The organism is Prochlorococcus marinus XMU1411, from assembly GCF_017696075.1.
In the GTDB taxonomy this organism is placed as follows: Bacteria; Cyanobacteriota; Cyanobacteriia; order PCC-6307; family Cyanobiaceae; genus Prochlorococcus_A; species Prochlorococcus_A marinus_V.
Genome location: NZ_JAAORI010000003.1, coordinates 471,107 through 488,649, shown reverse-complemented (window position 1 = coordinate 488,649; position 17,543 = coordinate 471,107). Strand labels below are relative to the sequence as shown.

Genomic DNA, 17,543 nt, shown 5'->3' with positions numbered 1-17,543 from the left:
TATAAGATAGAGAAAATTTCTAAAAGATCTATACTTTGTGATTACAAATTAATTATTAATACAAATTTAGAATAAAGGTCTCTTCTTAATTACCTGAGCATCAATTTCAAAGATATTTGCAGCATTCAATATTCTATTTTCTTCTAATACATTGCCTATTAATTGCATTCCTATAGGTAATCCTTTAGTATCAAAACCGCAGGGAATACTGATTGCTGGAAGTCCAGCTAAATTAACAGGAACAGTTAATAGATCAGACAAATACATAGAAAGTGGGTCATTTACGAAATCACCCTTCAAAAAAGCTGTAGTAGGACAAGTTGGGGTTAATAGAATATCTACTTTTTTAAAAGCAATATCAAAATCTCTTCTTATTAATGTCCTAACTTTTTGTGCCTTTTTGTAATAGGCATCACTGTATCCAGCTGACAAAGCATAAGTTCCTATCAAAATTCTTCTTTGCACTTCATCTCCAAATCCTTCAGCTCTACTTTTTGATGTCATATCAATAAGATTTGTACCCTTGCTTGATCTGTAGCCATATTTAACTCCGTCGTATCTAGCTAAATTTGCGGAGGCTTCAGAAGGTGCAATGACATAATATGTCGCGATACCGTCGTTAAATCTAGGACATTCAACTTCAATAACTTCAGCTCCTAAAGTTTTGAATCTCTCAACTCCAGAAAGAACAGATTCCTTAACTTCAGGATTGAGCCCTTTATGTTCAAAACATTCTTTAATAATTCCAATCTTTAGACCTTTTATAGATTTATTTAAATCAGTCAAATAATTCGGCACTGGTTTATCAAGACATGTTGAGTCAAAAGGGTCTTTACCAGATATTGAATAAAGAATTTCAGCAGCATCTGAAACAGTATTAGTAATTGGACCAATTTGATCAAGAGAGCTAGCAAATGCAACCAATCCCCATCTGCTTACTCTGCCATAAGTAGGCTTAAGACCTACAACACCACAAAAAGAAGCTGGCTGCCTTATTGATCCTCCTGTGTCAGAACCTATAGCTGCCGCACAAAATCCAGCTGCAACTGAAGCAGCACTTCCGCCTGAGCTTCCTCCTGGAACTCTATTAATATCCCAAGGGTTTGAAGTGACGCCAAATACAGAAGTTTCAGTCGAACTACCCATTGCAAATTCATCTAAATTTGTCTTTCCTAAACAAATTCCACCTGAAGACCATAATTTACTTGAAGCTGTAGATTCATAAGGTGCAACAAAACTTTTTAGCATTTTGCTTGCACAAGTGGTTACAACTCCTTTAGTGCAAATATTATCCTTTATTGCTATTGGAATGCCCGCAAGAGGAGGAAGTTTTTCTTTATTTTGAATTAATTTGTCTATATTATCTGCTTGTGCAAGTGCATTATCTTTTGTAATACAAATATATGAGTTAACTTCAGGATCTTTATGATCTATCTTGGCAAAAATATCATTAACTAATTCCTTAACAGAAGCATTATTGTTAAAAATTTCTTTTCTTAAAGAATTAAAATTCATTACTTAATTTTTTTTAAAATTAAATTTATCAGACAGTTAATGGTTCTTCTTTTTTGCAGCGAACCAAACTATGTTTTATATTTTTAAAACCTTCATCTGAAAGATCATTAATAAAAGAAGACATATTTTCTTTTAAACTACGTTTAGTAATAAATGGGCCAAACCAGTAGGTGCCATTAGGTTTTTCTGTCTCAATTTTAGCCCACCAAGCTAATCCGAGTTTGTTTCCAAAGTTTCTAATCAATTTTTTTGGCCTACTAAACCACAATTCTTGTTAAATTCTATACAATTTTGTAGTGAAAATTCAATAATTTTTTATTAATCACATAAATATATTGAAACAACAACATTAAGAGGTCATTAATAACAGTGATTATTAATAACTATATTATTTGCAGGTCAAATGAAATAGTGATATAGCGGCCGCCACGGAGGCATTTAAACTTGAAGTCTTACCTTTTAGAGGAATGCTTAAATGATAATCACATTTTTTTTGAGTAAGTAAAGAAATACCTTTATCTTCAGAGCCGACTATAACTACCAAGGGTGCTTTTTCTAAAAAATTTGAGATAGATAATTGACCATCTCCAGATAAGCCTACAATAAGAAAACCATTTTTCTTAAGCTCCTCTAGTGCTCTATTCAAGTTAACAACTCTACTAACTTGCAAGTGTTCTAAGGCTCCTGCAGCTACTTTGGCGACTGTTCCCGTCAATCCAGCTGATCTTCTCTGAGGAATAATAATGCCTTTACAATCAAATGCTTCTGCAGATCTTATAATCGCACCAACATTATGTGGATCAGTTATACCGTCTAATGCTAGTAGTATGGGATTTGCACAGTTGTGTTTAGAAAAATCGATTAATTGTTCTAGGGATATTGTTTTAGAGCATGCTAACTGCAATACAACGCCTTGATGTGAAGCACCATAAGTTAGTTGCGAAAGCCTGTTCCAAGAAACTTCTTCAATAAGAACTCCTTTTGATTTAAGGTTCTTAAGCAAAATATAGAATTTGTCAGAGGAAAAGATTTCCGAAGTACACCAAATCCTATTAATCGCTCTTTCACTACAAAGAGCCTCATAAACAGAATGTTTACCCCATATCCAATCATCAAAATTTCTTTTATTAGTAAAGTCTTGTTGAATTTCAGGGTTTTTATTAGAAAATTCTGAATTAGATTTAAATATTGGTTTTCTTTTATTTGAAGATGAAAAAATATTATTTTTTTCATTTTTATTTAAATTATCAACATTATTATTTTTAAAAGAATTCTTCAAAAATCTTTCATTTTTTTCTGAACGATTTTTATTTTTTGAGTAAGAACCAAAATCAGAATTTTTTTTGTTATTTTTATTATTTTTTCCGAGAAAAAATTTTTTTGAGGAGTTTTTCATAGGATTAATTCATTTTTAGTTCTAAATATTCAAAAAGTGTTGATAATCTTTGAGGATCTTTTAAAAATAGCCAACCAATGAGAGTTTCAAAACCAGTTGCTCTAGAGTATATGGTAGGGTCTGAAGACTTTGGATATCTCTTTGTTTTATTTCTAGCACGCCTAATTAGATCAATTTCATTTAAATTTAATAAATGTTCAATTTGACTTAATGATTCTGCCTGTGATTTTGCTTTTACTTCATTTACTACAGATAAATGGAGATCTTTTGATTTTAAAGGGAAATGAACATGCCTAAGTCTTTGATGAAGCTCCCATACTGAATCTCCAAGCCAAGCAAGTTGGATAACGCCTATATCTTCGGGTGATCCATAAGGAGACAAGTTTTGAATCCAATAATTCAATTCTTTAAATAATTTAATGCATCTTCAAGACTTGACTTCAAGTTAAGAAAATCTCCCAAACGAACAAGTTTAATTGTTTGGGCCACTCTCGAATTGCCAACTACAGAGAAGCCAAGATTAGACTTCTTACATTCTTTAGCAGTTTGAACAAGAGCTCCAAGACCAGAGGAATCTAAAAAATCTATTTTTGCAAGATCAATAACGAATGGAAGTTCATTTTTTAAATTATTAGTAACAAAAGTCTTAAATTGTTTTTCTGAAAAAGCATCAAGTTGGCCCTTAAAAGAAAAAACAATAATGTTTGTTTTAACCTCAAGGTTTCCTCTTAAAGAAACCGTTAACTTCTGGAAATCTTCTATGATCTAATACCTCCAAAAAATTAATATATCAAATGTAATTATCAAATCAAAAGAAAACAATATGTCAACATCTTTCTAACATTAGAGAAACAAATTTTTTAAATAAATAATCTGAATCATGTGGTCCAGGTCCTGCTTCTGGATGATATTGCACACTAAATATTGGCTTATTATTAACCTCTAGGCCAGCCACAGTATTATCATTAAGGTTGTAGTGAGTTATTCTAACTATATCTTTTGAGAGAGAATTAGGATCAATAGCGAAACCATGATTTTGACTAGTTATCTCAATTTTATTATTTTCACCACAAGGGTGATTTAAACCGCGATGTCCAAAAGGTAATTTATAAGTTGAACCTCCTAATGCTAATCCAAATATTTGGTGACCAAGGCAAATACCAAACATAGGTATTTCGCCATATTCAATAAGTGATTTTGCTAATTCTATACCTTCTAAAACAGAAGAAGGATCCCCTGGACCATTTGAGAAGAATATACCGTCCGGCTTGTTAGACAGAACATCTTTGAGAGAAGATCGAGAAGGTAAAACCAAAACTTCACATCCATGAGATACAAGTCTATTTAAAATTGAATTTTTAATTCCAAAATCAATTGCAACTATTTTTAATTTTTTAGACGATTCAGCATATCTTTTTCTTAAATCAAAAATTGTTTGCGTATGACTGTTCCATAAATATTGTTCCTTTGCTGAAACTACTTTTGATAAATTTAAACCCTCCATCATTGGCGTATCATTAATTATCTTTAAACAACTTTCATCAGTTTTATCTAAAGAGGTAATAACTCCATTCATCGCACCATTAGATCTTAAAATTTTAACAAGAGCCCTTGTATCAATTCCATAAAGACCTATGATTTTCTTCTCAACTAACCATTGATCAAAACTCTTTTTAGATCTCCAATTGCTGTTATTGGATGAAAAATTTCTAACAATTATACCTTTAACATTAATATTAGATTCTGAATCTTCAAAATTAATACCAGTATTGCCAATCTCTGGATAAGTGAATGTTAATATCTGCCCGTAATAACTTGGATCAGTAATAACTTCTTGATATCCGGTCATTCCAGTATTAAAAACTATTTCACCAATGGCTGTACCAGAAGCACCGAAAAAGAATCCTGGAAAAACAATTCCATTACTTAAAACTAATTTCGCATTTTTCTTATATGGATTAATCATCAATATGAAATTAATTAATTTGTAGATAAATAATTTTTTAAAAGTAAAAACTTTTTCCAAGGATCTCCTTGATAAATCGAAAATAAAGCTTTATTAAATCCTTCATTTAAATCATCCTCAATCCCTGCTGCCCAAAGAACTAAAGCAGCATTCAAGGCAACAACATCAATATGAGATTTTTGACCAGAACCACTTAAAACAGATTTTAATATTGCCTCACTAGACTCAAAATCAGAAACTACAAGCTTTTCATTAGAAATATTTTCATGGTTAAAATCTGAAATATTTATTTCTGAAAACCTTAACTCTCCATTTTCAACAAACACTAACTTATTTTCTCCTTGAAGCGATGCCTCATCAAGGCCTCCAGACCCATGAACGACTATTGCTCTATTCATCCCCATTTTTAAAAGAGCGCTTCCCATAGGTTTTAAAAGATCCTCAGAAGCAACACCCAAAACTTGCGCATTGGGTCTTAAAGGATTTACCAATGGTCCGAGTTGATTGAATACTGTCCTTATTCCAAGGGTCTTTCTTAAAGGAGCAAGTTTTATTAAAGATTTATGCCAGATAGGTGCGAACAAAAAAGTTATTCCAATTTCACTTACGGCTGTTATTACTTTTTCTAATGAGCAATTTAAATTCAAACCAAGTTTTAACAAAACATCAGCAGAGCCAACTTTCCCGCTAGCACTTTTATTTCCGTGTTTTGCAATTTTTACCCCACAAGATGCAGCTACAAATGCTACTGCAGTTGAAATATTAAATGTATTTGCTCCATCCCCTCCTGTTCCACAAGTATCTACCAAATACAAATTTGGTCTTGCTACTGGCAATTCACAAACATTTAAAAGTTCCTCAGCCATAGAACTTAATTCCACTCCTGTAGAGCTCTTAGCTCTCAAAGCACTTAAAAAGGCTCCTGTTTCAACATCTGAAATTTCATCATTAAGCCATCTTTGCATTAAAGATCTAGAAGTTAAATCATCAAGATTCCTTCCCTCTAACAAATTATTTAGGATTTCAGCGTTTGATAGATTAGAAGTCATTTATTTATTGAAGAAAAATTATAAAGATAAAATTCAATTTGAGGTATCAAAACCTGAGCCAACTAAGTCTTTATTTGTATTAGAAGGCCTGAAGCTTTTTGACCAAATATTTTTTGTTTTTGAAAAAAGTTCGATCTTAGTAATTTTCCAAAATTTTAAAATTTTTTCAATATCATTTTTAATTTCAATTTCTCCAGGGAAATTGGTATAACGATTTATTAATCTAGCTAGATTTATATAGTCAAGATCTTCTGGTGTATTTTTAGTGATAAGGGAATCTATAATGCTCTTGTCGGTTTCATGTAAAGGATGAGTTTGTTCGTTACCCATAAATAAATACTGAATCATTTATAAAATTAGCTCACATATCTAAAAATGAAACATTATCTTAATCATATGGGCAAAATAAAATGAAAAATTTAAAATTAAAAGTTATATCTAAATACCTAAGACCATATAAAAAAGAATTTATATATGGATCTTTAGCTCTATTGGTAGTAAATATTTTAAGTGTTGTAATACCATTAGAAGTAAAAAATATAATTGACCAATTACAAAATGGGTTTTCTTCAGATTTTGTTATTTCTAAATCTTTATGGTTAATATTTCTAGCAACTTGTATGGGTTTAATAAGATTATTTTCCAGACAGATTGTCTTCGGAATAGGTAGAAAAGTAGAAGTAAATCTTCGTCAAAAACTATTTGACCATTTACTTATTCAAGATCCAGAATGGATCCAAAAAAAAGGTAGTGGAGACATTATTAGTAGAGCTACAAGCGATGTTGAAAACATAAGAAGACTTTTAGGTTTTACAGTTTTAAGCTTGTGCAACATTGTTTTAGCTTATTCATTCACTATTCCCTCAATGTTTTCAATTAATAAAACATTAACAATATCAGCTTTAATGATTTTTCCATTAATCCTTGGAATTGTAAGTCTATTTGGCGGCAGAATGGTTAATCAAAGAAAAGCTCAACAAGAATCATTATCAAAACTTAGTGATCTAATACAAGAAGATCTTTCTGGCATAAGCGCCATTAAAATTTATGCCCAAGAGAATGCTGAGAAAAAAGAATTTAACATATATAATAATGCTTATCGAAATTCAGCGATCAAACTTGCTAGAACAGCGAGTACCCTATTCCCTTTGTTACAGGGGATTTCCTCAATTTCATTATTGATTTTATTATCATTAGGAACTTTTCAATTAGAGAGTGGATTTATTTCTATAGGTGGTTTAGTAGCTTTAATTCTTTACGTAGAAAGACTTGTCTTCCCCACAGCTCTATTAGGTTTTACCTTAAATACTTTTCAAATTGGTCAAGTAAGTTTAGATCGTGTTGAAGAAATCTTTCAGAACAACCCAAATATTGTAGATAGAGAAGAAACTAAATTTTTAAAAAGAAAGATTAAAGGATTATTAGAAGCAAAAAATTTAACTATAAAGTATTCAGGATCAAAATTTAATTCATTAAATAATCTCAATTTTAAAATTTATCCTGGAGAACTTATTGCAATAGTTGGCCCAGTAGGTTGTGGAAAGACAACACTAGCAAAATCTCTAGGACGGACTATTGAAATACCAGATAATCAATTATTTTTAGATGAAATTGATGTAAAAACTTTAAAATTAAGTGATCTAAGAAAAAATATTTCAATCGTTCCTCAAGAAGCATTCTTATTTACTTCTACAATCTCAGAAAACCTAAGTTTTGGAGAACCCAATGCTTCTAAATATTTAGTTAAAGAAAGCGCAACAAAAGCTGGATTAATTGACGATATTAATAGTTTTCCACAAAGGTTTAAAACTATTGTTGGTGAAAGAGGTATTACATTAAGTGGAGGACAAAGGCAAAGAACTGCGCTAGGTAGAGCACTACTTGTTGATTCTCCTATTGTTGTTCTTGATGATGCTTTAGCAAGCGTAGATAATAAAACAGCAGCAAGAATAATAGATGAAATGAGTGATAGAAGTAATAAAACAATCATAATGATTAGTCACCAACTTTCTGTTGCAGCTACATGTGATAGGGTTTTAGTAATGGATAAAGGAGAAATAGTACAAGAAGGGACTCATAAAGATTTAGTAGAAGTGAATGGACTATATAAACAACTTTGGGATAGAGAACTAGCTACCAGAATTGTTAAGAGCTAAAAGTAATTTTTTTTCTTATAATAAAAAGATTTAAATTATGTTTAAATTTCTGAAAAACATTATGAATAATGAGGAGGTAAATTTAACTAATGATGCTTATTCATTACATAGAATATTAAAAACAGATATCAAAAAAGATCCTAATGTAGAAGAAGATGAAATAATTTTTGGATGTGGGTGTTTCTGGGGTGCTGAAAAATGTTTTTGGAAACTTCCTGGAGTTATCACAACATCTGTAGGTTATGCTGGAGGGGAAAAAAACAATCCAACTTATTATGAAGTTTGTTCTGGCTTAACTGGTCATTCAGAAGTTGTAAGAGTTATATGGAATAAAAGTGAAATAGATATAAGTGATCTATTAAAAATGTTTTGGGAATGTCATGATCCTACTCAAAAAAACAGACAAGGTAATGACATGGGGACACAATATAGATCAGCAATATTTTACAAAAATGAAAATAATATTAAAACCATATTAGCCAGTAAGGAACAATATCAAACGGAACTAAGCAAAAAAAATCTTGGTTTAATTGAAACGGAAATAAAAATGATTGATACATATTTTTTTGCGGAACAATACCATCAACAATATCTTGCATCAGCTGGAAGCAGGCAGTATTGTTCTGCTTCACCTACAAAAGTTAAGTTAGGAGTTTTTACTGGAAGCAACTATAAATTAGAAGACCATATATGGGAAAACTTTAATTGGGAAGTTGAGAAATGTGTATTGAGATCTGATAACAATCCTATAAAGAATAACATTTAAATCAATCTAAACTTTATAGTAAAGAGACGGGGCGTAGCGCAGTTTGGTAGCGCACCACTTTGGGGTAGTGGGGGTCGTGGGTTCAAATCCCGCCGTTCCGATTATTTATCGTCTTCATTTATAAGAGATTTGTATAGTTTATATGAACTTATGCCTACTGCTATAAATGTAAAAGAAGAAAAAAAAGCTAAAACCAATATAGTTAGATTTGAAACTTCAACTTCACCCAACTGGAAAGATATTAAGATATTCATTTATTACTAATTTTCAACAAAAACATAATTACAAATTCTTTTTCAGAAAGACCTATAAATTAAAGAGAATTACAAAGCCAAATATAACACGATATATAATAAATATTTTCAAACCTTTTGAAGAAAAATACTTTAACAAGAAATCGATAGCTAATAATGAAGAGGCAAAAGTTGTAATGAGACCAACAATTAGAGGGAAAAAACTAAATGAGGAAAATTCATTAAAAGAAGAAATAAACTCAACAATAGCAGCAATAGAGATTGCCGGCATACCCAAAAGAAACGAAAATTTTGCAGCTTGGCTTCTTTCCCAACCCGATATTAAAGCGGTAGAGATAGTAACTCCAGATCTTGATATCCCCGGAAAAATAGCAAATGCTTGAGATAAACCTATCAGCAAACTATCTTTATAACGATGGTTTTTTAAGTTTATAGAACCTTTTTTCGAGCTATCTGCAATGTACATAAAGATAGCCATTAAGAATGAAAATAGTGCAATTGATAAATTTGAGCGAAGAACATTATCAAAAAAATAAGGAAAAAATAATTTAATGGAACCGCCAAGGATAATAATTGGAATAGTCCCAATCAGAATTGACCTAAATAACCTTTGATGTATTAAATAATCGAAAATTTTTTTTGAAGATTGATTCCTAAATTTAAAAAAATCACTTCTAAAATACCAGATTAAAGCTAAAACACTGCCAAATTGAATAATTGCAGACAATGAAGGGCCTGGATCATCAATTCCAAAAAAATGAGAGATAACTTTTAAATGAGCAGTACTACTTATAGGAATAAATTCTGTTAAACCTTGAATTAAACCATATAAAATAAACTTTAAATATTCCAAATAGGTATAAAATTAGATAATTAATTAATAGCAATTTAAGAAATATAATTTACATTTAATAAGTAAAAGATAATATAAATAAATGATAAAAAAATCTTTTTTGATACTATTAATTATTTTTTCTCCATTCTTTTTATCTGACCCTGTGAAAGCTAATTATTGGTTAATAATTGGTACTTATAGACAAGGACCAGGAGGTAGACCAGAGGTAAGTGGAATTACTAGTCCTTCATTACACTCTATTCAAATGAAAGACTTGGATACATGCAAAAAAGCAGGAGAAAAAATTACAAATGAAATATATAAACCTGTTTGGCAATTTGATAGTAAATGGACTTGTGTATTCAACGGCAATAAAAACTAGATTTACCTTTTAACATCATGAGCACAACCATCACCTTTATAGTTCTCACTTTCGTAAAAATCATTTTTTGTGCCAAAGTATATAGTTAACAAAACGAATGGCAAACTTAATATAAATAAAATAGTTGTTAAATCCATAATTAAATTGTTCAATTAATGAGTTTATAAATACAATGACTTTCTATTGAATAAATTCAACATTAATAGTCAGTAGGACCCTTTATCCCCAGATAAAAGAAGGCACCTAAACCAATTAAAAGTAACACTCCAGCAATAGCTGCAGAAGGAACAAAACCTCCAATTTCAAAAGAAGAGAAGTAATACATTACAAAAACTTAAACTAGTTAGATAATATCAATAAAAAATAGGTATATGTAAAAAATTTTGACTCTAAGACAATTATGAAAATAACTTCTAAGCCACTAAAGTCGAATCTTCATTTTCTGAAGAAATCCTAATTCTCTCCTCTAACTTAGGGCCATATAATTCATTTCCCCAAATTTCAACTCTTGAATCATTTGGAGCCATAAAAGTGAGAACGTCAGTAGGGAATAAAACTCTCTCTAGAAAGAAGTTTGATGGACCAATACATCTCAATACAATCATTCTATTACCTTCGTTTTTGTAAGAAAACTCAACCATTCTTAATTAATAAAATATAATTAAACACTAATTGGATCTTAAAAAAATGTATAAAAATTTACTGAAAAAAAAAGAAAATGTATAAAATTACTTATTTAATGTGGCCTCAATTAAATTTCGCTCTTGGTCAATAAGAAAGAAAGCATAAGAATTTATATCATCAAAACTTTTATGAGGAATAGCAACATTGAGCATCCTTAAGAAATTGATTAATTTTTCATCTTTCAGTGCATTTCCCTTCTTTAAAAACATTTCCTGCTCTTGATTAGATTTCCATATATTCATATAGTCAAACTTTAATGGCTTTAAGTGCCAAATTCTGTCCATTAAACTCCAAACATCTAAATATTTTTCTAAATTTTTTTGGATTTTTAATCTATAGAGTGATTCTTGGGAACTCAACTTTAATAAGTTCATGGATTCGCAATTTATATCAACAGATAAAGGCTCTACTCCTAAAAACCATCCCTCAAGAATTAATAAATCAGGTTTATCTGATCTCCAATGAGATCTATCGCCTAAGCCATTTCTTAAAGATTTATCGAAAACGGGGACATTTAACTCTCCATTAATTTTCCAACTTAATAATTTTTCATGCATTAATTTAACTGAATGGCTACCAGGAAAACCTCTAGAAACATTCCAAGGGTTATTCTTAATTGCTAATTTCATTTCATCTGACGGAAGATAAAAATCGTCTATAGAAATAACAGCAATTTTGAAATTAAATTTTAACGATGTTGCCTCAAGCCATTTACCTAAGGTTGTTTTACCAGTCCCAGGCAATGCTGAGATCCCAATTATTTTTCTATCTGAAAAATTTTTTTGAAATTTATAAGCCTGAGAAAATAGAGGCAAAGCCAATCCCCAAATCCAATCATCGTTAACTTTATTATTCCAAAAACGATCAGTTAAAAGAGTATTTTTTTGATTATTCCAAAAATTGTACCAATCAGTTGAGGACTCCCAACCAATATCAATAATTAATTTTTCAAATTTATCAAGAGGAAAATTAATATCTAAATCTTTCATGTCTCTAAATCAGTTCTAGCTTATTTATTAATTTATTGATTTCATTTTTCCAACCATATCCATTTGGTTCAGAAGCCAAGATAAATTCCAAATCTTTTAATTGTTCTAGTAAATCTAAGTTAGGTCCATTTATTCCAGGAATAACAATTTTAATATCTGAGTTTAAGAGTAGAGGTAAATCATTTGGAGAATCGCCTAAACCTATAATTTCAATATTTTGAACATTTGAATATTCTTTAAGTGCATTTATTGCCTTACCTTTATTAGATTTTGTAGATAATAAGTGACTCATTCTATTTCCCTTAAAAATATCAACATTGAACTTTTTACAACAGATATTAATTTTCTCTTCTAAGTAACTTGGAGGATTTAAAAAAGGCATGCTCCAATGCCTATCACGCATTAAGTTCAATGAATTACCTTCTAAACCTGTGAGCTGAGTGGCTTCTTGATCAGTGAGATTATTAAGAGGAGTTAGTTTATAATCAATTTCATTAGAAATAAAATTTAAGATTTCTTCAAGAGATTCGTATTTTATTCCAAGAATAATTTTTCCATTTACTCTTTTAAGAGATTCACCATATATTGCTGCACCATTCTCAACAATATAAGGATCCGTCAATTTTAGTTCCTTTCTAATAACTTTAACTTCAGAAGCGGTTTTGCTTGTACAAAGAATTACGGGTATAGATAATTTCTGCAGTTTTTTTATGGTTTCTTTAGCAGGTGACAAATCATAAGAGTGATCCATTAAAGTACCATCTACATCACTTACTATCCAAATAGAAGAATTTTCTATCATTTTTATAAAGCACTAAGCCAAATCACTTGAAAAGGATCAAGACTAATATTTTTGCAATTGTATTTAGTAGATCTTAAAAAATCTTGGGTATTAAAATCATCATCAATTATTTTTGGTAGATCATCATCATTCAATTGATAATTGATTTTATTTTCAGTCATATTATGAATTGCGAAAATAGATTCAGCACCTCTACCTCTTTTGATTACAACAATATCACTTCTACCTTTAGACAAACATTTCATTTCCGAACAAGGGTGAAATTGCTTTAATTCTGATCTGACATCCATTGCATTACGCAGATATTTTAAGTTTTTATTAGCGTTAGATTCAGGATTATTCAAAACGGCTAAAAGATTTTCTGATTTAAACTTTTCTCTATTTAGGTCTCTTCTTTGACCTGTCATAGAAAAACTTTTGATATCATTTTCTGAAGCTAGTAATGCTGGTAAATAAAAGGCAGGGACTCCTTTAAGAGCCATCACTAATAATTGAGTCAATATAAATCTCTCAAACTGAAATCTTTTAGCATCTCTACTGGAGTCTTCCATTGCACTCCACCAAGAAATATTCAATTCATAAGGTTTATCATGACCATTTGATAAACGTCTATGACTTACTAATCCACCTCTTTTCTCACAATTTATTAATAAATCTTTTATCCTCTCCTCGTTCATTAAACCCTCAAGAGCTCTCAGTCCAACTCCATCATGCGATGCACTGAAATTAAAAAGAGTAGTATCGTCAGGTAATTCTGGCCAATCAAAAATCCATGAGTTTAGAATATCAGCTCTTGAAGTAATAATTGCCTCTAAAAGAAGAGGAGGCAATGGGAAATTGTATGCCATATGGGCTTCATCATCAGAAATCAAATAAGATAGATTCTCCTTCTGAGGAACATTAGTTTCAGTTATTAAAACTCCCTCATCAAGAAGATTATTCAAAAGAATTCTTAAGAGTTTCACAATTGAATGTGCTTTTGGTAAATGCAAGCACGTTGTACCTGATTCCTTCCAAATAAAACCTACAGCATCAAGCCTGAACCATTTAATTCCATTAGATAAATAAGTAATAATTAAATTTAAGAACTCAAGAGTCATTTTTGGATTATGCCAATTCAAATCAATTTGATCTGGGCCAAAAGTTGTCCAAACTTGTTTAGGGCCATCTTCAGTATTTATTTGAGAAAACAAGGAGGAACTTCTTGGTCTAACTACATTTGACCAGTCAAGATTTTGTTTAGGTGAAAAAACATTTGATATACCCGGTTCTTGGGATTTAATAAATTGTTGAACCCATGGGTGAGATGATGAGACATGGTTTAGTACTAAATCAGCCATCAAATCATGATTTTTAGAAATACTTTTGAGATCATCCCAACCACCAAACTTTTCTTCTAAGGAATCATAACTTGAGACTGCAAAACCTCCATCACTTGTGGATTTCAAAAAAGGAAGAATATGTACAACTTTAGAAAGACTGCCAAAATGTTTACTTAACAACTCACTAAGAGTTATTAATGTTGCCTTGCCATTTTTATAAATACTATCTGCATAAGTTATCAAAACCGAATGAGATTCATTCCATCTTTCCTTATTTCTAATTTCTTCATAAGCAGATTTCTCTGAGAAATCTTCTAAAATCTGTAATAATTGATTTGAAATAAAATTAATTTCTTCTGTAGTATTATTTGAATAAATTGTTTTTAACAATTTATCAATTTTTAATCTATTTAATTTTTTCTCTGAATCAATTTGCTTCACTTTGAAAAAATCAACGAAGTATTAATACTATTCTGCACATCAATTAGAAAATGGACTTTCAACAAGGGTTAATCACAACAATACATGAATATGGAGTAACAAGAAATTTACTTAAAGAATTAAACAAAAGTCTTAAAAAAAGATCAACTAGCATTTTAATACCTTGCTTATATGAAGAGTTTGAACGTCCAGCATTAAAAGACATAAGAGAAGTTTTAAAAGACCTTTCAGGCTTAAATGAATTAGTTATTGCTCTTTCTGCTAAAACTGTTGAACAAGTTAAAGCAGCAAAATCATTTTTTGACTCAATGCCATTTCCAGTTCACGTTCAATGGACTAATTCTCCCTCTGTAATAGAACTATTAAAAAGCCAAGAAAAAAATGGTTTAGAACTTTTAGGAACTCCAGGAAAAGGATGGGCTGTCTGGCAAGGCATAGGAGTTGCGACAAGAAAATCAGAAGTTGTTGCTCTTTTTGATGCTGATATAAGAACTTTTAGTCCTTTGTATCCTTCAAGAATGATACTTCCACTTCTTGATGAATCATATGGAATATCCTATGTAAAGGCTTTTTACAGCAGATTATCCTTAGAGACCAATCAATTGCAAGGAAGAGCAACAAGATTATTTGTGGGCCCCTTATTGGCAAGTCTTGAGCAGTTAGTAGGGAAGGGTCCCTTTTTACAATATCTCCAATCATTTAGATATCCATTAGCAGGTGAGTTTGCTTTCACTAAAGACCTTGCTATGAATTTACGAATTCCTTGTGACTGGGGTTTAGAGATAGGTTTATTATCAGAAGTTTATAGAAACGTAAGAACCTCCAAAATAGCCCAAGTTGACCTAGGTTTGTTTGATCATAAACATAAGAATATTGGTGATTCATCTAAAGAAGGATTGCAAAAAATGTGTACGGAAATACTTTCAAGTGTTTTAAGAGGTCTCATGGAACATCAAGCAGAGACCTTGACAAGTACTCAACTAGCTACCTTGGAAGTTCTTTATAAAAGAGTTGGCGAAGATAGAGTAAAACAATTTGGATTAGATTCGGCAGTTAATCAACTTCCATACGATAGGCATGAAGAAGAGCTATCAGTACAAAAATTTGCGAAACTATTGAGACCAGCTACAGAAGATTACTTGGCTTGCCCTACGACGCAACAGTTACCAAGTTGGTCAAGAGTTCTATCTTGTGAGAACAAACTACAAGAAGATTTGGCAATTGCTGGGTCACAAGATATAAAGACAACTGAAAAAGAATTAATTAAAAACTTCTAAAGTAAAAAGTACCTTTGAGCCATTGGGACTTCATCAAGTGGCTCACAAGTAAGAAGTTCCCCATCAGAAAAAACTTCATAAGTTTGAGGATCAACTGAAATATTTGGTAGTTTACTATTAAGTTTTAAGTCGGATTTATTGATATTTCTGGTATTTTCTACGGCAATACATTTCTTTTGTAAGCCTAATTTATTAGGAATATTTTGATCTATTGAATTTTTACTTAAAAAAGTGAAAGAACTCTTAATTAGAGATTGGCCGAAACTTGCAAACATAGGACGACCATGTACAGGACCTGGAGTAGGAATTGAAGCATTTGCATCACCCATCTGTGCCCAAACTATAGATCCACCTTTTACGACTAATTCAGGCTTTACCGCAAAAAAGGAAGGTTTCCATAACGCCAAATCAGCAATTTTACCCTTTTCTATAGACCCAACATGTTTATCAATACCATGAGCTATTGCAGGATTAATTGTGACTTTAGAAATGTATCTCTTAACTCTGAAATTATCGTTTCTATCTGAATCCTGCGATAGCGGCCCTCTTTGGACTTTCATTTTATGAGCTGTTTGAAAAGTTCTTGTGATCACTTCACCAACTCTTCCCATAGCTTGAGAATCACTAGCAATAATTGAAAAGGCACCTATATCATGCAATATATCCTCCGCAGCAATAGTCTCTCTTCTGATCCTTGATTCAGCAAATGCAATATCTTCTGGGATTTTTGAATCTAAATGATGACAAACCATTAACATGTCAAGATGTTCTTCTAATGTGTTCCTCGTATAGGGTCTTGTTGGATTAGTACTACTTGGAAGAACATTTTTTTCTCCACAAATTTTTATGATATCTGGCGCATGACCTCCACCTGCTCCTTCGGTATGAAAAGTATGAATAGTTCTTCCTGCAATAGCATTGATGGTATCTTCAACAAAGCCTGCCTCATTCAAAGTATCAGTATGAATACATACTTGTACGTCAAACTTATCTGCAACATTAAGACATGAATTTATTGTAGAGGGAGTTGTTCCCCAATCCTCATGAAGCTTCAATCCACATGCACCAGCTTCAACCTGATCAATAAGATTTCTCTCGTTTGTTGAGTTTCCTTTTCCAAAAAATCCTAAATTCATGGGAAATGCTTCTGCAGATTGAAGCATTCTAGAAATATGAAAAGAACCAGGAGTACAAGTAGTGGCATTCGTGCCAGTTGCAGGTCCAGTTCCTCCTCCCAACATGGTTGTAATTCCTGAGGCTAGTGCTGTCTCAATTTGTTGAGGACAGATAAAGTGAATGTGGGTATCTATTGAACCTGCAGTGAGAATATGGCCTTCTCCAGCTATTACTTCAGTTGATGCACCAATAACAATATCGACATTATCTTGGATATCTGGATTACCAGCCTTACCAATTTCAAAAATCATTCCATCTTTTATACCCACATCAGCCTTAATTATTCCCCACCAATCTACGATCAAAGCATTAGTTATTACTGTATCTACAGCTCCATCAGATCTTCTTACTTGAGACTGTCCCATCCCATCTCGTATAACTTTACCTCCACCGAATTTAACTTCATCTCCGTATGTAGTTAAATCCTTTTCTACTTCTATAAAAAGTTCGGTATCAGCAAGTCTTACTCTATCTCCGGTAGTAGGTCCGTAAGTTTGCGCATAAGTATTTCTGTCAATTTTATAGGACATAAT

The 17,543-nt window shown here is 31.4% G+C and carries 20 protein-coding genes and 1 tRNA gene; 5 read left to right on the top strand and 16 right to left on the bottom strand.

All coding sequences use genetic code 11. The annotated features are described in order from the left end of the window. Positions 1–66 precede the first annotated feature (66 nt). From gatA to HA145_RS04460, 8 genes are all read right to left on the bottom strand, one after another. Positions 67–1,515: an Asp-tRNA(Asn)/Glu-tRNA(Gln) amidotransferase subunit GatA gene (gene gatA, locus HA145_RS04495; protein WP_209128040.1), complete on the bottom strand. Its 1,449-nt coding sequence runs from the start codon at positions 1,513–1,515 to the stop codon at positions 67–69. Between the two features lie 28 nt (positions 1,516–1,543). Beyond that, entirely contained in the window at positions 1,544–1,759 is a 216-nt protein-coding gene (locus HA145_RS04490) for a DUF1816 domain-containing protein (RefSeq protein WP_209128039.1), read from the bottom strand. Between the two features lie 144 nt (positions 1,760–1,903). Continuing rightward, positions 1,904–2,911 (bottom strand): 23S rRNA (guanosine(2251)-2'-O)-methyltransferase RlmB, encoded by a 1,008-nt coding sequence (gene rlmB, locus HA145_RS04485; protein ID WP_209128038.1) that lies wholly within the window; start codon positions 2,909–2,911, stop codon positions 1,904–1,906. Between the two features lie 4 nt (positions 2,912–2,915). Beyond that, the gene (locus HA145_RS04480; RefSeq protein ID WP_209128037.1) at positions 2,916–3,314 is read right to left on the bottom strand and encodes a ribonuclease III domain-containing protein; all 399 of its coding nucleotides are present in this window, start codon (positions 3,312–3,314) and stop codon (positions 2,916–2,918) included. Further along, positions 3,311–3,673, bottom strand: coding sequence for an STAS domain-containing protein (locus tag HA145_RS04475; RefSeq protein ID WP_308789007.1), 363 nt, complete (start codon positions 3,671–3,673; stop codon positions 3,311–3,313). The genes HA145_RS04480 and HA145_RS04475 overlap by 4 nt, the downstream gene beginning before the upstream one ends. 64 nt (positions 3,674–3,737) lie before the next feature. Further along, positions 3,738–4,877, bottom strand: coding sequence for a glutamine-hydrolyzing carbamoyl-phosphate synthase small subunit (carA, locus tag HA145_RS04470; protein ID WP_209128036.1), 1,140 nt, complete (start codon positions 4,875–4,877; stop codon positions 3,738–3,740). A gap of 14 nt (positions 4,878–4,891) precedes the next feature. Then, positions 4,892–5,926, bottom strand: a complete 1,035-nt coding sequence (gene trpD, locus HA145_RS04465; protein ID WP_209128035.1) for an anthranilate phosphoribosyltransferase — start codon at positions 5,924–5,926, stop codon at positions 4,892–4,894. A gap of 33 nt (positions 5,927–5,959) precedes the next feature. Continuing rightward, positions 5,960–6,256 carry a DUF3288 family protein gene (locus tag HA145_RS04460; RefSeq protein WP_209128308.1) on the bottom strand — a complete coding sequence of 99 codons (297 nt, stop codon included), beginning with the start codon at positions 6,254–6,256 and terminating at the stop codon, positions 5,960–5,962. A gap of 80 nt (positions 6,257–6,336) precedes the next feature. Here HA145_RS04460 and HA145_RS04455 point away from each other — a divergent pair, with 80 nt between their 5' ends. From HA145_RS04455 to HA145_RS04445, 3 genes are all read left to right on the top strand, one after another. Beyond that, positions 6,337–8,082 carry an ABC transporter ATP-binding protein gene (locus tag HA145_RS04455; RefSeq protein ID WP_209128034.1) on the top strand — a complete coding sequence of 582 codons (1,746 nt, stop codon included), beginning with the start codon at positions 6,337–6,339 and terminating at the stop codon, positions 8,080–8,082. A 37-nt stretch (positions 8,083–8,119) separates the two neighbouring features. After that, positions 8,120–8,848, top strand: a complete 729-nt coding sequence (gene msrA, locus HA145_RS04450) for a peptide-methionine (S)-S-oxide reductase MsrA (RefSeq protein WP_209128033.1) — start codon at positions 8,120–8,122, stop codon at positions 8,846–8,848. A gap of 27 nt (positions 8,849–8,875) precedes the next feature. Beyond that, a tRNA-Pro gene (locus HA145_RS04445) sits at positions 8,876–8,949 on the top strand. Here the strand turns inward: HA145_RS04445 and HA145_RS04440 are convergent. Further along, positions 8,950–9,102, bottom strand: coding sequence for a hypothetical protein (locus HA145_RS04440; protein WP_209128032.1), 153 nt, complete (start codon positions 9,100–9,102; stop codon positions 8,950–8,952). It lies immediately after the preceding tRNA gene. Between the two features lie 52 nt (positions 9,103–9,154). Next, positions 9,155–9,955 (bottom strand): undecaprenyl-diphosphate phosphatase, encoded by an 801-nt coding sequence (locus HA145_RS04435; RefSeq protein ID WP_209128031.1) that lies wholly within the window; start codon positions 9,953–9,955, stop codon positions 9,155–9,157. A gap of 82 nt (positions 9,956–10,037) precedes the next feature. Between HA145_RS04435 and HA145_RS04430 the strand changes: the two genes are divergently transcribed. After that, positions 10,038–10,319: a hypothetical protein gene (locus tag HA145_RS04430; RefSeq protein ID WP_209128030.1), complete on the top strand. Its 282-nt coding sequence runs from the start codon at positions 10,038–10,040 to the stop codon at positions 10,317–10,319. A 199-nt stretch (positions 10,320–10,518) separates the two neighbouring features. Here HA145_RS04430 and HA145_RS09615 read toward each other — a convergent pair whose 3' ends face one another. The 5 genes from HA145_RS09615 to HA145_RS04410 all read right to left on the bottom strand — a co-directional run bounded on the left by HA145_RS09615 (position 10,519) and on the right by HA145_RS04410 (position 14,557). Then, a complete protein-coding gene (locus HA145_RS09615; RefSeq protein ID WP_257469981.1) occupies positions 10,519–10,644 on the bottom strand; it encodes a hypothetical protein in 126 nt (41 codons plus the stop codon). Between the two features lie 88 nt (positions 10,645–10,732). Then, a complete protein-coding gene (locus HA145_RS04425) occupies positions 10,733–10,960 on the bottom strand; it encodes a DUF1830 domain-containing protein (protein WP_209128029.1) in 228 nt (75 codons plus the stop codon). Positions 10,961–11,047: 87 nt separating this feature from the next. Then, positions 11,048–11,992, bottom strand: a complete 945-nt coding sequence (locus tag HA145_RS04420; protein WP_209128028.1) for a kinase — start codon at positions 11,990–11,992, stop codon at positions 11,048–11,050. 4 nt (positions 11,993–11,996) lie between these two features. After that, entirely contained in the window at positions 11,997–12,794 is a 798-nt protein-coding gene (yedP, locus tag HA145_RS04415; protein WP_209128027.1) for a mannosyl-3-phosphoglycerate phosphatase-related protein YedP, read from the bottom strand. A 2-nt stretch (positions 12,795–12,796) separates the two neighbouring features. Continuing rightward, positions 12,797–14,557 carry a sugar phosphorylase gene (locus tag HA145_RS04410; protein ID WP_209128026.1) on the bottom strand — a complete coding sequence of 587 codons (1,761 nt, stop codon included), beginning with the start codon at positions 14,555–14,557 and terminating at the stop codon, positions 12,797–12,799. A 50-nt stretch (positions 14,558–14,607) separates the two neighbouring features. On the opposite strand from HA145_RS04410, the gene HA145_RS04405 reads away from it, so the two are divergent. Continuing rightward, positions 14,608–15,834 carry a glycosyl transferase gene (locus HA145_RS04405; RefSeq protein ID WP_209128025.1) on the top strand — a complete coding sequence of 409 codons (1,227 nt, stop codon included), beginning with the start codon at positions 14,608–14,610 and terminating at the stop codon, positions 15,832–15,834. On the opposite strand, the gene ureC is transcribed toward HA145_RS04405, so the two are convergent. Then, positions 15,831–17,540 (bottom strand): urease subunit alpha, encoded by a 1,710-nt coding sequence (ureC, locus tag HA145_RS04400; RefSeq protein ID WP_209128024.1) that lies wholly within the window; start codon positions 17,538–17,540, stop codon positions 15,831–15,833. The genes HA145_RS04405 and ureC overlap by 4 nt on opposite strands. Positions 17,541–17,543: the final 3 nt, after the last annotated feature.